The sequence below is a fragment of the Stappia sp. P2PMeth1 genome, assembly GCF_900185735.1.
Lineage (GTDB): Bacteria > Pseudomonadota > Alphaproteobacteria > Rhizobiales > Stappiaceae > Stappia.
Window position 1 is genome coordinate 1 of the sequence record NZ_FYAW01000039.1, and the last position, 13,806, is coordinate 13,806.

The 13,806-nt window shown below is 67.6% G+C and carries 10 protein-coding genes and 1 pseudogene; 8 read left to right on the forward strand and 3 right to left on the reverse strand.

The genetic code is table 11. The features are described 5' to 3' along the window. Nucleotides 1-377 (reverse strand): annotated as a pseudogene (gene fliI / locus P2PM1_RS21580) (flagellum-specific ATP synthase FliI); the annotation flags it as partial. A 384-nt stretch (nucleotides 378-761) separates the two neighbouring features. On the opposite strand from fliI, the gene ctrA reads away from it, so the two are divergent. Continuing rightward, on the forward strand, nucleotides 762-1,451 hold the full coding sequence (gene ctrA / locus P2PM1_RS21585) for a response regulator transcription factor CtrA (protein WP_067218837.1): 690 nt from the start codon (nucleotides 762-764) through the stop codon (nucleotides 1,449-1,451). 99 nt (nucleotides 1,452-1,550) lie between these two features. After that, nucleotides 1,551-2,327 (forward strand): aminoglycoside adenylyltransferase domain-containing protein, encoded by a 777-nt coding sequence (locus P2PM1_RS21590; RefSeq protein ID WP_186400499.1) that lies wholly within the window; start codon nucleotides 1,551-1,553, stop codon nucleotides 2,325-2,327. Between the two features lie 12 nt (nucleotides 2,328-2,339). Here P2PM1_RS21590 and P2PM1_RS21595 read toward each other — a convergent pair whose 3' ends face one another. Next, entirely contained in the window at nucleotides 2,340-3,503 is a 1,164-nt protein-coding gene (locus P2PM1_RS21595) for a pyridoxal phosphate-dependent aminotransferase (RefSeq protein ID WP_186400500.1), read from the reverse strand. Nucleotides 3,504-3,650: 147 nt separating this feature from the next. Between P2PM1_RS21595 and P2PM1_RS21600 the strand changes: the two genes are divergently transcribed. Next, nucleotides 3,651-4,331, forward strand: a complete 681-nt coding sequence (locus P2PM1_RS21600; protein WP_244301592.1) for a GntR family transcriptional regulator — start codon at nucleotides 3,651-3,653, stop codon at nucleotides 4,329-4,331. Between the two features lie 1,513 nt (nucleotides 4,332-5,844). Here P2PM1_RS21600 and P2PM1_RS21605 read toward each other — a convergent pair. Continuing rightward, nucleotides 5,845-6,561, reverse strand: coding sequence for a GntR family transcriptional regulator (locus P2PM1_RS21605; protein ID WP_186400501.1), 717 nt, complete (start codon nucleotides 6,559-6,561; stop codon nucleotides 5,845-5,847). Between the two features lie 277 nt (nucleotides 6,562-6,838). Between P2PM1_RS21605 and P2PM1_RS21610 the strand changes: the two genes are divergently transcribed. The 5 genes from P2PM1_RS21610 to P2PM1_RS21630 form a co-directional block, all read left to right on the forward strand. Then, nucleotides 6,839-7,732: a dihydrodipicolinate synthase family protein gene (locus P2PM1_RS21610; protein WP_186400502.1), complete on the forward strand. Its 894-nt coding sequence runs from the start codon at nucleotides 6,839-6,841 to the stop codon at nucleotides 7,730-7,732. A gap of 66 nt (nucleotides 7,733-7,798) precedes the next feature. Continuing rightward, complete coding sequence (locus tag P2PM1_RS21615) at nucleotides 7,799-9,043, forward strand: FAD-binding oxidoreductase (protein WP_186400503.1); 1,245 nt, start codon at nucleotides 7,799-7,801, stop codon at nucleotides 9,041-9,043. Between the two features lie 29 nt (nucleotides 9,044-9,072). After that, nucleotides 9,073-10,104, forward strand: coding sequence for a 4-hydroxyproline epimerase (locus P2PM1_RS21620; protein WP_186400504.1), 1,032 nt, complete (start codon nucleotides 9,073-9,075; stop codon nucleotides 10,102-10,104). Between the two features lie 67 nt (nucleotides 10,105-10,171). Beyond that, a complete protein-coding gene (locus tag P2PM1_RS21625; protein ID WP_186388388.1) occupies nucleotides 10,172-11,284 on the forward strand; it encodes an ATP-dependent RecD-like DNA helicase in 1,113 nt (370 codons plus the stop codon). A 160-nt stretch (nucleotides 11,285-11,444) separates the two neighbouring features. Next, on the forward strand, nucleotides 11,445-13,806 hold a 2,362-nt coding region (locus P2PM1_RS21630; RefSeq protein WP_186400505.1), incomplete at its 3' end, for a Tex family protein.

Genomic DNA, 13,806 nt, shown 5'->3' on the forward strand with positions numbered 1-13,806 from the left:
CGCAGCCGCCGCGGCTCGCCGCCGGCGGGCAGGGGGCCGAGCCCGTCGATCGGCTCGCCCATGGCGTTGACGACGCGCCCGAGCCAGGCCTCGCACGGATGGGCAAGGCTCGCGCGCGCCATCAGCACGGCGCGGCAGCCGAGCCGCACGCCCTCCAGCCCGGCAAAGGGCATGCACAGCGCCCGCTCGTCGCGGAAGCCGACCACCTCGGCCGGCACGGCCGGGCCGTTCTCCCCGCTCTCCACGGCCAGCACGGCGCCGACGCTCATTTCGTGCACGGGGCCGGCGACCTCGACCAGCAGACCCTGCACGGCGACCACCCGTCCGTAGATCTCGGCGGGCATCAGGGCTTCGAGTTCGGCGAAGAGCGGGTCCATCTGATCCTCAAGGCTCGGTAAAGAAGGTCCCGAAAAGCCAGGATACGGTAACCTATCATTTACGAGTTTGGTTAATCTTAGTCACGAGGGTTCATGGATGGTGAGCCATCCTGGGTCCCGCGTTCGGCGTAGAGGTTGAGTCACCTGAGTCGTTTGCCGCGGCTTCTTAATGTGACACTTGAAGATTTTATGGAAAGGATTTCCATTGAATTTTCAAGCATTTGGAAAAGTTTTCCAAACTGGCCTCATCGGCGCTTGCAGGTGTGAATCAGAATTTGTTAACCATTGTCTCACACAGTGAGTCGAGGTTAACCGCAGTCCTTAGCACCGGGAGCGTATCGGCCGGCGCGGCTTGCCCAGGATAGGCAGACATAGGGGATTGGCATGCGTGTCCTGTTGATCGAGGATGACAGCGCCACGGCGCAGAGCATCGAGCTGATGCTCAAGTCCGAGAATTTCAACGTCTATACGACGGATCTTGGCGAGGAAGGCATCGACCTCGGCAAGCTTTACGATTACGACATCATCATGTTGGACCTCAACCTGCCCGACATGTCGGGCTACGAGGTCTTGCGGACGCTGCGCGTGTCCAAGGTGAAGACGCCGATCCTGATCCTGTCCGGCCTTGCCGGCATCGAGGACAAGGTGCGCGGTCTCGGCTTCGGCGCCGACGACTACATGACCAAGCCGTTCCACAAGGACGAACTGGTCGCGCGCATCCATGCGATCGTGCGCCGCTCGAAGGGTCATGCCCAGTCGGTCATCACCACGGGCGACCTGGTCGTCAATCTCGATACCAAGACGGTCGAGGTTTCGGGCCAGCGCGTGCATCTGACCGGCAAGGAATACCAGATGCTGGAGCTGCTCTCCCTGCGCAAGGGGACGACGCTCACCAAGGAGATGTTCCTCAACCATCTCTATGGCGGCATGGACGAGCCGGAGCTGAAGATCATCGACGTGTTCATCTGCAAGCTGCGCAAGAAGCTGGCGGCCGCCACGTCGGGCAAGAACTATATCGAGACCGTCTGGGGCCGTGGCTATGTGCTGCGCGAGCCGGAAGAGAAGGCGGCCTGAGCCGGCCTCTCCCGCATCCGAGGTTTCGAGATGTGATCGAAGGCTCCGCCGTCCGGCGGGGCCTTCGTCGTTTTAAGGCCGGCCGGCAAGAGGACGCATATGCAAGGCGGGATCGGCAGTCCGGAACAGGCGCAGGCGGTTCTCGCCCTCCTGCAGGCGGAGGCCGACATGCCGCTCGCCGGGCTCTACCTGCACGGTTCGGCCGTTGCCGGAGGCTTGCGTCCGCATAGCGACCTCGATCTCCTCGCCGTCGTCGACCACCCGCCGGACGCGCCGGCGCGCCGCCGGCTGCTCAAGGCGCTGCTGCGGATCTCGGCGCCATATCCGGCCCCCGTCGGCGGGCCGCGCTGCATCGAGTTGATGGTGTTCGACCGCTCGGCCCTTGCCCGCCCCTCCGCCGCGATGGAGAGCACTTTCGTCTATGGCGAGTGGCTGCGCGCGGGCTTCGAAGCGGGTGAGCTGCCGCAGCCGTTCGCCGATCCCGAGCACACGCTGGTTCTGGCGCAGGCGCGCCGGCAGGCCGTGCCGATTGCCGGGCCAGATGCTACCGACCTGCTGCCGGAGATCGGCGCCGGGCAGGTCCGCGAGGCGATGCGCCGGCTGCTGCCGGGACTGGTCGAAGGGCTGGACGGGGATGCGCGCAACGTGCTGCTGACGCTGGCGCGCATGTGGTGGACGGCCGGCACCGGCGCCTTCCTGTCCAAGGACGAGGCGGCGGAAAAGGCCGCCGATGCCCTCGGCGGGCGCACGGGCGAGGTGCTTTGCGCCGCGCGCCGGGCCTATCTCGGCCTTGCCGGCGACGGCGAACTCGCCCCGCCCGCGCTCCTGCGCGAGGTCGCCGGGCATCTTTCCCGCGAGATCGAGGCCCGGCTGTAGCGCTGCCGCGCCTCACAACCCCCAGGCGGCGCGGAAGCGCTCGCGGATCCCGGCAAGGCGGGCGCGCGGCTCGTTGGCGAAGACGAGGCGCAGGTAGCGCCCGGCCCGGTCCGGCGCGCCCCAGCCGGTCATCGCGGTGGCGGCGATCCGGCCCTTGTCGAGCAGCAGCGCCGAGGCCCGCTCCGGCGGCAGGCCGAGCGCGGCCGTGTCGATCAGCAGCGACCAGCCGCCATCGGGCCTGACGCAAGGAAGATCGGCAAGCTCGGTGAGGATCAGGTCGCGCCTTGCGCGCCAGCGGGCGGTCGCCTGCGCCACCCCGTCGTCATTGGTCGTCAGCGCGGCGGCGGCGCCCGGCATGCCGATGCCGACCTGGCAGACGACGTTGGACAGGCTGACAAGGCCGACATCGTTCATCAGCTCGCGCGGGCCGACGATCCAGCCGACGCGCCAGCCGATCATCCGGTATTCCTTGGAGACGCTGCCGACGGTGACGGTGCGTTCGCGCATGTCCGGAAACTGCAGCGGATGCAGAACCGGCGCATCGGTATAGAGGATGCGCTCCATTGCCGCATCGTGCAGCAGCCAGGCGCCCGTCTGGCGCACCAGATCGCAGATCGCCTGCCATTCCTCAAGAGTGTGGACGATGCCCGACGGCATCGACGGGCTCATGGTCAGCACCGCGCGCGTCTTGTGCGAGCGGGCGGCGGCCAGCGCCTCAAGGTCCAGCCGCCAGCCGCCCTCCGCTACCTTCAAGGGCACCAGGCGCGGCACGCCGCCGGCCAGGCGGATGCGGTTGAGCAGGCCGGCATAGGCCGGATCGGTGATGATCACCTCGTCGCCCGGCTCCAGGATCGCCAGCAGCACGTTGAGAATGCCGGAGAGGCCGCCGGCCGAGACGATGCACTCCGCTTCCGGATCGAAAGCGACGCCCGTGCCGGCCTTGATCCGGGCGACGGCCGCCTCGCGCAAGGCGTGGATGCCGAGGAACGGCAGGTAGCTGTTGGCCGCGTCCGCATCGACCGCGGCGCGGGTCGCCTCCAGCGCGGCGCGCGGCGGGGCGATATCCGTGTCGAGGTTCTCCAGCCGCAGCATGTCCGGATCATCGAGCGCGTCGGCGGCATTGCCCATCTTGTCGACATTGATGCCGGGGATGTGGCGCAGGCGAGAAACTGTCATACGATTCTCCATATTGGATCCAATTAAAGATATTGAATGCAGAACTTGCCGGGCTATGTCAATTGTCGAAGGCGGGGAATCAGGGTGGGTCGCGGCGACGCGCGCGGTCAGCCCTTTGCTGCGGGCACGAGGACGGACAGACGGGTCATGACGGCGAGCGGATCGGGCGACAGCGGGCAGGGGATGCGAGCAGCGGGCGCCAAGGGCCGCGACCAGACGCAGTCCGTCGCCGACCGGCTGCGTGCGCGGATCATTTCCGGGGAACTCGCCGCCGGCCAGCCGCTGCGCCAGGAGACGATTGCCGAGGCTTACGGCGTCAGCCGCATGCCGGTGCGCGAGGCGCTGCGCCTGCTGCAGGCGGAAGGCTTCGTGGAGATGGTTCGCAATCGCGGCGCCAGCGTTGCCGCCATCGACGCGCGCGATCTTGCCGAGATCCACGAGATGCGGGTGCTGGCCGAGTGTCTTGCCCTGCGCCACGCGATCCCCGAACTCACCGAGAGCCGGATCGACCGGGCGGAAAGCATCCAGGGCGAATTGGAAACCGCGCCCATCGAGGCGTTCGGCGCGCTCAACAAGCGTTTCCACATGACGCTGTACGAGGCCTGCGGCCGGCCGCGCCTGCTCGCGCATATCTCATTGCTGCACGATGCGGCGGACCGCTACCTGCGCATCGCCATCCGCCAGCTCGACTACGCGGTGCGCTCCGACCGCGAGCACCGCGAACTCCTCGCCGCCTGCCGCCGCCGCGATGCGCAGGCCGCGCAGGAGATCCTGCGCACCCATATCGAGGAAGCCGGCAAGGCCTTGCTGGGGGCGTTGCCGGGGTAGGGGGTTGTGTTCGAGAGAGGCACCACATACTCACGCCGCACGCTGCTGATCTGCTCTTCCGCAAACAGTTTCCGCTCGATCCACCCGTCCTTGAATCGAGGTCAGACTCTAACTCCAAGCGGAGGGGAAACGCAGTGGCCGACCACGCCGCGGGTAGTTTCCCTGGGCTTCTCGCGGTCACCATCAAGAGAGCTATCCTTGATGGTGGCGAGGCAACTGAAAAAGGAAGTGGAGCGCAGAGACGCTCCGTTCAATATCGACTGAAAACTCCCCCGCCATTCGTGGCGGGGTTTCTGATAGGAAGCGATGCTACATCGGCTGACAGCCACTCGCGGTACGGGTCCACGTGCGTATCGCGAGAGTCCTCCAACCCCTCGGCCGACTTGTGCTATCTCTCGCGAAGGTGATTGACCGCACTGGAGAGGGAAAGATTGCGACGTTCTCTCCTTCCTTAACGAATATCCAGTTACCCACGCTGCCGTTCAAATCTGTGGGCCGATAGTGATATCCATGCCCAAGCTCGTTAGTTGCCCGTCTCTTCGCCTCTAAACACTGATCAGACTTGAGAGTGATACTGACGACACGATCATTCTGGATAGTAATATCACTCCAAGGGCTCACGTTGGGCCGCAAAGCTTCAAAAGCCTGTCTCTTAGCGGTTTCCTCGGCCTGCTTTCGCGCCTTTGCGGCAGCATCGCGTTGGGCCTGTGCCATGTCTATTTTCGCGAAGCTGCAATCGGTAACCTTTACATCTGGGTTGCAGTACCCCTGACGCGTTTGCTGGCGCGAGTCGACAATCCATCCGTTATCAGTAAGTCGAAATACTATCGTTCCCTCGGTGATAAACGTTGAGCCGGCGGGGATCGGAGTAAAGTTGGTCGCGCCATACTCTCCGAAGCCGCCCTTGTTCCGCCCCTTTTGTATGCCCGAGCCCTGCCAACCTCCAGTGCGCCAAATGTATCCGTCTACCATCTTTGTAGAGGCTCGATAAAAGAGCCTGTAACCCTTCACTCCTTGTACGACGAGTTTCTCGCCATTTATTTTTTCATACGAAACAATCTGACCGAGATCCCGATGATCTGCCTCGACGGCTTGTCTAGCCTCTCGTTCGCGTGGCTCGTCCGACGAACATCCAGCCATTAGCGCAGCAGTTCCAGCGACACAGAACAGCCTTAGCGTCGGGAAAAATTTATCGGGCCTGAGCGCCATTACTCCCCCCTTTTGGCAACGCCTAGAAAAATTAGCACTTCTTCGGGCGTTCTGGAAGCAAGTATTCGCGTGGTACAATTTCTCTGAAGTGGCCGGTGCGCTATTCGCTCCACTCACCAAATGAGCAGCGGCCAGCAGCAATTGGATTCGCTAGGGCCGGTGCAAATCCGGCAGGACTAGATCTCGGCGGGCGCTTTTCTACAAAGCCCGCGCCAACGATGTGGTGTGCTCGATGGTGATCGGATTCCCAGAGAGTTCGCTGCCACGCGATTACCAACTCAGGAAAGTTCGTTGTCTCCCCCCCCTACCGCTCCAACCCGCCCGTCAGCGTCATCGCCTGGCGGCGGAGATAGTGCATCAGGTCGTCGGCGCGGGCGCGGGCGAGGGCGACGTCGCCAGAGGCGATGGCCTGCATCAGTTCCATATGGTGCCAGGCGGCGGAGTTGAGGTCGCTCTCGCCGAAATAGCGGAACCAGAACCGCCGCGAATGGCTCTGCAGCGGCGCCACCACGCGGGCGGCGAAGGGGTTGCAGGAGGCGACCGCGACGATTTCGTCGAAGGTCTTGTCCTCGCGCAGGAAGGCGGCGACATCGCCCTTGGCGGCGGCATCGCGCATGGCGCGGGCGCAGTCGGCCAGCCGGTCGCGCTCGTCGCGGCTCGCCAGATGCGCGGCCGAACCGGTCAGCAGGATCTCAAGGGCGTGCCGCGCCTCGAGCACGCGGGCGAAATCGGCCGGGTTGATCTCGGCGACGAGAATGCCGAGGCGCGGGCGGATCGTCACCAGCCCCTCCCAGGCGAGGCGCTGGATCGCCTCGCGGATCGGCGTGCGGCCCATGTCGAGCAGCGCCGCGATGCGGCTTTCCGTCATCGCCGTGCCGGGCGCAAGGCCGAGCGTGACGATCTGCTCCTCCAGCGCGCGATAGGCGCGGGCCGCGCGGCTTTCCTCTCCCTCCTGGCCGCTTGCGGCGGCGGGCTCGGCGGTGTCGGCGGCGCGGCTGCCTCCGGCGGGGCTGGCTGTCATGGCGCTCTCCTCTGGCCGGTCACCCGAAGCTGAAGTTCGTCACATCTGGCGGCGTGCCTTGAGCGAACTTCAGAGTCAACAGGGTGACGAGCGAGTTCCGTTTCCAGCGCAGTTTTCGAATTTGAAACACGCCCTGGAGGGTGCTGCCAACATGAGGTCTATCTCAAATTCACCACACTGCCCCCTCTTGATATATCAGTTGTTGACAGAAAGAAAGCCGCATGGGAATGTGCATCCGACAACTGATATATCAGATGACGGCAAGGGAGTTTCGATCATGTGGCGCGGTGTCTTTCCGGCGGTAACCACCAAGTTCACCAGCGACGACAGGCTCGACATGGCCGAGATGGAGCGCTGCTTCGCGCTGCAGGTCGAGGCGGGCGTCGACGGGCTGATCGTCTGCGGCTCGCTCGGCGAGGCGATGGAGCTGGAGGGAGACGAAAAGCTCGAGATCCTCAAGCTGGCCAAGTCCGTCGCCGGCAGCCGCCCCGTCCTGATGACCGTGTGCGAAAGCTCGACCCGCCGCGCGGTTGCGGCCGCGCAGGCCGCGGCCAAGGCCGGCGCCGACGGGCTGATGGTGCTGCCCGGTGTGCCCTATCGCTCGGCCCCGCACGAGACGCTGGCGCATCTCTTCGCGGTCATCCGCGGCTCCGGCCTGCCGTCGATGATCTATAACAACCCGGTCGCCTATGGCGTCGACGTGACGCTGGAGATGTTCGAGGAACTGGCCGCCGAGCCGCTGGTCGTGGCGATGAAGGAGTCCACCGACGACATCCGCCGCGTCAGCGAGGTGATCTCGCGCTTCGGCGATCGCTTCGACGTCTTCACCGGCGTCGACAACCTGGCGCTGGAAAGCCTCGTCATGGGCGCCACCGGCTGGGTCGCCGGCCTCGTCGTCGCCTTCCCGAAGGAGACGGTGGCGATCTGGAAGCTGGCAGAGGCCGGCCGCATCGAGGAGGCGCGGGCGATCTACCGCTGGTTCCGCCCCTTGCTGGATCTCGATGTGTCGACCAATCTGGTGCAGAACATCAAGCGCGCCGAAGTGCATGCGATCGGCTCCAACGACCGCTGCCGGGCGCCGCGCATGGCGCTGTCGGGTGCCGAGGCCGAGCGGGTCGACGGCATCATCCGCGCCGCGCTGGCGGTCCGGCCGACCCTGCCGACGCTCTGAGGCACTGCGGATCCGCTTGGTGGATCCGCGCAACAGGCGGGGCGCGCCCCGGGACAGGATGAGCGCATGAGCGACAGATCCGAGGTCACGATCATCGGTGCCGGCATCGTCGGCCTCGCCACGGCGGCGGTGCTGCTGGCGCGCGGCCATGCGGTGACGGTGATCGACCGGGACGCGCCGGGCAGCGGCGCCTCGCGCGGCAATGCCGCCGCCGTCGCCTGGACCGATGTCGCCCCGCTCGCCTCGCCCGGCATCTGGCGCAAGGCGCCGGGCTGGCTGCTCGATCCGCTCGGCCCGCTCGCCATCCGCCCCGCCTATGCCCTCTCCATCCTGCCCTGGATGCTGCGCTTCATGCAGGCTTCGCGGCCGGCCGCCTGGCGCCGGTCGATTTCCGCCATCGCCGCGCTCAATGGTGCGGCGCTGCCGGCCTGGGAGCGGCTGTGGCAGGGCAGCGGGACACTCGGCCGGGTGAAGCGCGAGGGCTGCCTCGACGTCTTCGACAAGCCGGGTGAAGTCGCCCGCGCCCGGCCCGGCTGGCAGTTGCAGCGCGACCACGGCATCGAGGTGCGCGAGCTGAGCGGTGCGGAGATCCGCGACATGGAGCCGGATCTGGGGCCCACGGTCGTCGGCGGCGCCTTCCTTCCCGGCTGGGTGCAGGTGGACGATCCGCACGGGCTGTGTCTCGATCTTGCCGCCCATGTGCGGGCGCGCGGCGGCGTCATCGAGCGCGGCGAGGTGGTGGCGCTGGTGCGCGGCGGCGAGGGCGTCATGCTGCGCCTGCGTGAAGGGCCGGTGCGCCGGGCGCCGCATGTGGTGCTCGCTTGCGGCGCCTGGTCGCGGCGGCTTGCCGCCGGCCTCGGCGAGGACGTGCCGCTCGACACCGAGCGCGGCTACAACATCACCGTGCCCGATCCCGGCGTCTCCTTCCGCCGCTTCATCATGCTGGCCGGCTACGGCTTCGTGCTGTCGCCGCTGGCGAGCGGCCTGCGCATCGGCGGGGCGGTGGAGTTCGGCGGGCTGTCCGCCGACCCGGACTGGCGTCGCGTCGATGCGCTGGTCGCGCGCGCCGGCAAGGTGGTGCCGAAGCTCAGGGCCGAGACCGGCGAGCGCTGGATGGGCTTCCGCCCCTCGCTGCCCGACAGCCTGCCGGTGATCTCGCCAAGCCGGCGGATCCCCGGCCTGATCCACGCCTTCGGCCATGCCCATCACGGCTTGACGCAGGCGGCGGTGACGGGCGAACTCGTCGCCGCGCTCGTCGCCGGCGAGCAGCCCTCCGTCGACCTTGCCCCTTATGCGGTCGACAGGTTCTGACAGACGGTTCTTTTCTCGAGGAGGCAGCCGTGGCGCGGCATACGTTCTTCTGCATCGACGGACACACCTGCGGCAATCCGGTGCGGCTCGTTGCCGGCGGAGGACCCAATCTTGCCGGCGACAGCATGCTGGCGCGGCGGGCGGATTTCCTTGAGCGCTACGACTGGATCCGCACCGGGCTGATGTTCGAGCCGCGCGGCCACGACATGATGTCCGGCTCGATCCTCTATCCGCCGACGCGGGAGGATTGCGACATCGGCGTGCTCTATATCGAGACCTCCGGCTGCCTGCCGATGTGCGGCCACGGCACCATCGGCACCGTGACGATGGCGATCGAGGAGGGGCTCCTGGTGCCCCGCACGCCGGGCCAGGCGCGGCTCGAAACGCCGGCCGGTCTGGTGCTTGCCGATTACGAGATGGAGGGCGAGCATGTCCGCTCCGTGCGGCTGACCAACGTGCCCTCCTTCCTTGCGGCGCAGGATCTTGAGATCGATTGCCCGGAGCTCGGCCGGCTGACCTTCGACGTCGCATATGGCGGCAATTTCTACGCGATCATCGAGCCGCAGGACAATTTTCCGGGCGTCGGCGCCATCGATGTCGACCGGCTGGTGGCGATCAGCCCGCCCTTGCGCGCCGCGCTCAACGAGGCATACGAGATGGTGCACCCGGAGGACGGGCGCATCCGCGGCATCAGCCATATCCAGTGGACGGGCCCCGCGACCCAGCCGGGGGCGGATGCGCGCAACGCCGTCTTCTACGGCGACAAGGCCATCGACCGCAGCCCCTGCGGCACCGGCACCTCGGCCCGCCTTGCCCAGTTGCATGCGCGCGGCCGGCTGAAGGTCGGCGACCGCTTCGTGCATGAGAGCGTCATCGGCTCGCTGTTCACCGGCGGGGTGAAATCCGAGACCACCGTCGGCGGCCGGCCGGCCATCGTGCCGACCATCGAGGGCTGGGCGGTGAAGACGGGCACCTCCACCATCACGCTCGACGAGCGCGACCCCTATATGGCCGGCTTTTCGGTCACCGGGACGGGGGTGAAGCTCTATCCGCGCCCCTAAGCGGGTGCACAGGCGGGCGCGAAGCCTGTAGGAAGGAAGCGAACCAACTCGGGATCCGATTCGCTTCATGGACTGGTCGCCCCAGCAGCGGCACGCGCTCGACGAGACGGCGCGCTGGCTGAAATCGAAAGACAAGCAGGTCTTCCGCCTGTTCGGCTTCGCCGGCACGGGCAAGACGACGCTCGCCCGCCATCTGGCGGAAGGCATCGACGGCGATGTCGCCTTCGGCGCCTTCACCGGCAAGGCGGCGCATGTGCTGCGCCAGAAGGGCTGCGTCGACGCCACCACCATCCACGCGATGATCTACCGGCCGCGCGGCCGCAAGGAGGAGAGCGAGGACGAGGAGGAGAGCCTCAGCTTCTCGATCAACCGCGACAGCATCGCCTCCAAGGCCAAGCTGATCGTCATCGACGAATGCTCGATGGTCGACGAGGATCTCGGCCGCGACCTCCTGTCTTTCGGCACGCCGGTCCTGGTGCTCGGCGATCCGGCGCAGCTTCCCCCGGTCAAGGGCGGCGGCTTCTTCACCGAGGCGGAGCCCGACGTGATGCTGTCGGAGGTGCACCGCCAGGCGCGCGACAATCCCATCGTCCACATGTCGATGCTGATCCGCGAGGGCGGCGAGCTGGAGGCGGGCCGCTACGGCGACAGCCGCATCATCTCGCGCCGCGAGATCGATGCCGCCGCGATCCTCGCCAGCGACCAGGTGCTGGTCGGCACCAACCGCACGCGGCGGCTCTACAATGGCCGCATTCGCGAGCTGAAGGGTTACACGACGCCGATGCCGGCGGTCGGCGACAAGCTGGTGTGCCTGCGCAACGACAAGGCCAAGGGCCTGCTCAACGGCGGGCTGTGGACCGTGGCGCGGCTGCGCCCGTCCAAGGGCAACACGCTGCGCTTCGACGTGCGCCCGGAGGACGAGGCCGCCGGCAAGGGCCGGGTGCAGGTCAAGGTGCTGCCCGGCCTGTTCGAGGAGGGCGCGGACCAGATCCCCTACGCCCTCAAGCGTCGCTCCGACGAGTTCGACTACGGCTATGCGCTGACCGTCCACAAGGCGCAGGGCTCGCAATGGGACGACGTCGTCCTGTTCGACGAGAGCTGGGCCTTCCGCGAATATCGCGACCGCTGGCTCTACACGGCGGTGACCCGCGCCGCGCAGCGCATCACCGTCGTGCGCTGAGCGCGAGCCCGGCCACGTCCGGCCCGGCTGTCGCCGTTTTCCACTTTCGCCCTTGCCTCTTGGCGTCCTGCACTGGCGTCGCGGGCGCGGCTTGCGTAAAGTGCCCGGCCCGCCGGCCGGCCCTCGCCCGGCGGCCCGATGTCGTCGACAGGCCCGTAAAATGACCGATCTTTCCTCCTTTTCGCCGGACGTTCCGGCTTCCCGTCCCGCGTCCGCGAAGACGGCGCTGCCGCCGGAGATTTCCGCCCGCATCGCCCGCATCATCGCGGCGGAGCTCGTCTGCCGGCCGGAGCAGGTCTCCGCGACGGTGGAGCTGCTCGACGGCGGCGCCACCGTCCCCTTCGTCGCCCGTTACCGCAAGGAGGCGACCGGCGGTCTCGACGACACGCAGTTGCGCCGGCTCGAGGAGCGGCTGACCTACTTGCGCGAAATGGAGGAGCGGCGCGGCGCGATCCTGCGTTCCATCGAGGAACAGGGCAAGCTGGACGAGGCGCTGGCCGGGCGCATCCACGCGGCCGAGACCAAGGCGCAGCTCGAGGATCTCTACCTGCCGTTCAAGAAGAAGCGGCGGACCAAGGCACAGATCGCCCGCGAGGCGGGGCTGGAGCCGCTGGCGGACCTGCTGATTGGCGATCCCTCGCAGGACCCGCAGGTGGCGGCGAGCCGCTTCGTCGACGCGGAAAAGGGTGTCGAGGACGCCAAGGCGGCGCTCGACGGCGCGCGGCAGATCCTGATGGAGCGCTTTGCGGAGGACGCGGCGCTGGTCGGGCGGCTGCGCTCGCACATGACCTCGGGCGCGGTGCTGCGCTCGCGGGTGGTCGAGGGCCAGGAGCAGGCGGGCGCCAAGTTCTCCGACTATTTCGACTATCGCGAGAAATGGGCCGACGTGCCGAGCCACCGGGCGCTGGCGCTGCTGCGCGGGCGCAACGAGGGCGTTCTGGCGCTGGAACTCACCGTCGACGAGGACGACCAGCGCACCTTCAAGCCGGTCGAGCTGATGGTGATGAAGGCCGCCGGCATCGAGGACCGGGGCCGGCCGGCCGACCGCTGGCTGGCGGAGACGGCACGCTGGGCCTGGCGGGTCAAGCTGGCGCTGCATCTGGAACTCGACCTGATGAACGCGCTGCGCGAGAAGTCCGAGGAGGAGGCGATCCACGTCTTCGCCCGCAATCTCAAGGACCTGCTGCTGGCCGCTCCCGCCGGCCACAAGACGGTGCTGGGCCTCGATCCCGGCATCCGCACCGGCGTCAAGGTGGCGGTGGTCGATGCCACCGGCAAGCTGGTCGAGACGGCGACGATCTACCCGTTCCAGCCGCGCAACGACATCACCGGTTCGATGGCGGCGCTGAAGGCGCTGATCGCCCGGCACGGCATCTCGCTGATCGCCATCGGCAACGGCACGGCGAGCCGCGAGACCGACCGGCTGGTCGCCGATCTGCTCGGCGAGATCCCGCCGGCGAGCCGCCCGATCAAGGTGATCGTCAACGAGGCCGGCGCGTCGATCTACTCGGCGAGCGAGCTGGCCTCGCGCGAGCTGCCCGGCGTCGACGTGTCGCTGCGCGGCGCGGCCTCCATCGCCCGCCGACTGCAGGACCCGCTGGCCGAACTCGTCAAGATCGAGCCGAAGTCCATCGGCGTCGGCCAGTACCAGCACGACGTCAACCAGACCAAGCTCGCCAAGGCGCTGGATGCGGTGGTCGAGGATGCGGTGAACGCGGTCGGCGTCGACCTCAACACCGCCTCCACCGCGCTGCTCGCCCGCGTCTCGGGCCTTTCCGCCGGCCTTGCCGAGGCCATCGTGGCGCACCGGGAGGCGGCGGGCGCGTTCCGCGACCGCAAGGCGCTGCTCAAGGTGGCGCGGCTCGGGCCCAAGGCCTTCGAGCAATGCGCCGGCTTCCTGCGCATTCCCGGCGGCGACAATCCGCTCGACGCGTCTTCCGTGCACCCGGAAGCCTATCCGGTGGCCAGCCGCATCGTGCAGGCCTGCGGCCGGCCGCTGTCCGAGGTGATGGGTAATGCGGCGCTGCTGAAGGGGCTCGATCCCGCGCGCTTCGCCGACGACACGTTCGGCCTGCCGACCGTGCGCGACATCCTCACCGAGCTGGAAAAGCCCGGCCGCGATCCGCGTCCGGAGTTCAAGACCGCCAAGCTTGCCGACGGCGTCGAGACGATGAGCGACCTGCGCCCCGGCATGGTGCTGGAAGGCACGGTCACCAACGTCACCAATTTCGGTGCCTTCGTCGATATCGGCGTCCATCAGGACGGCCTTGTCCATGTCTCGCAGATCGCCGACCGCTTCGTGCGCGATCCGGCCGAGGTGGTGAAGGCCGGCGACATCGTCCGGGTGAAGGTGGTCGAGGTCGACATGGCGCGCAAGCGCATCGGCCTGACCATGCGCAAGGACGGCGGCGAGGCGGTCGGCGGGCGGGGTGCCGGCGGCACCGACCGGCCGCGCGGCGGTCCCGGCGGTCCTGGCGGTGGCGGTGGCGACCGTCCGAAGGGCGGGCCCGGCGGCCCGCGTC

Bases quoted from the DNA above. Each gene is read 5' to 3' on its own strand.
- ctrA (WP_067218837.1), top strand. From the start codon at position 762: ATGCGTGTCCTGTTGATCGAGGATGACAGCGCCACGGCGCAGAGCATC.
- P2PM1_RS21590 (WP_186400499.1), top strand. From the start codon at position 1,551: ATGCAAGGCGGGATCGGCAGTCCGGAACAGGCGCAGGCGGTTCTCGCC.
- P2PM1_RS21595 (WP_186400500.1), bottom strand. From the start codon at position 3,503: ATGACAGTTTCTCGCCTGCGCCACATCCCCGGCATCAATGTCGACAAG.
- P2PM1_RS21600 (WP_244301592.1), top strand. From the start codon at position 3,651: ATGACGGCGAGCGGATCGGGCGACAGCGGGCAGGGGATGCGAGCAGCG.
- P2PM1_RS21605 (WP_186400501.1), bottom strand. From the start codon at position 6,561: ATGACAGCCAGCCCCGCCGGAGGCAGCCGCGCCGCCGACACCGCCGAG.
- P2PM1_RS21610 (WP_186400502.1), top strand. From the start codon at position 6,839: ATGTGGCGCGGTGTCTTTCCGGCGGTAACCACCAAGTTCACCAGCGAC.
- P2PM1_RS21615 (WP_186400503.1), top strand. From the start codon at position 7,799: ATGAGCGACAGATCCGAGGTCACGATCATCGGTGCCGGCATCGTCGGC.
- P2PM1_RS21625 (WP_186388388.1), top strand. From the start codon at position 10,172: ATGGACTGGTCGCCCCAGCAGCGGCACGCGCTCGACGAGACGGCGCGC.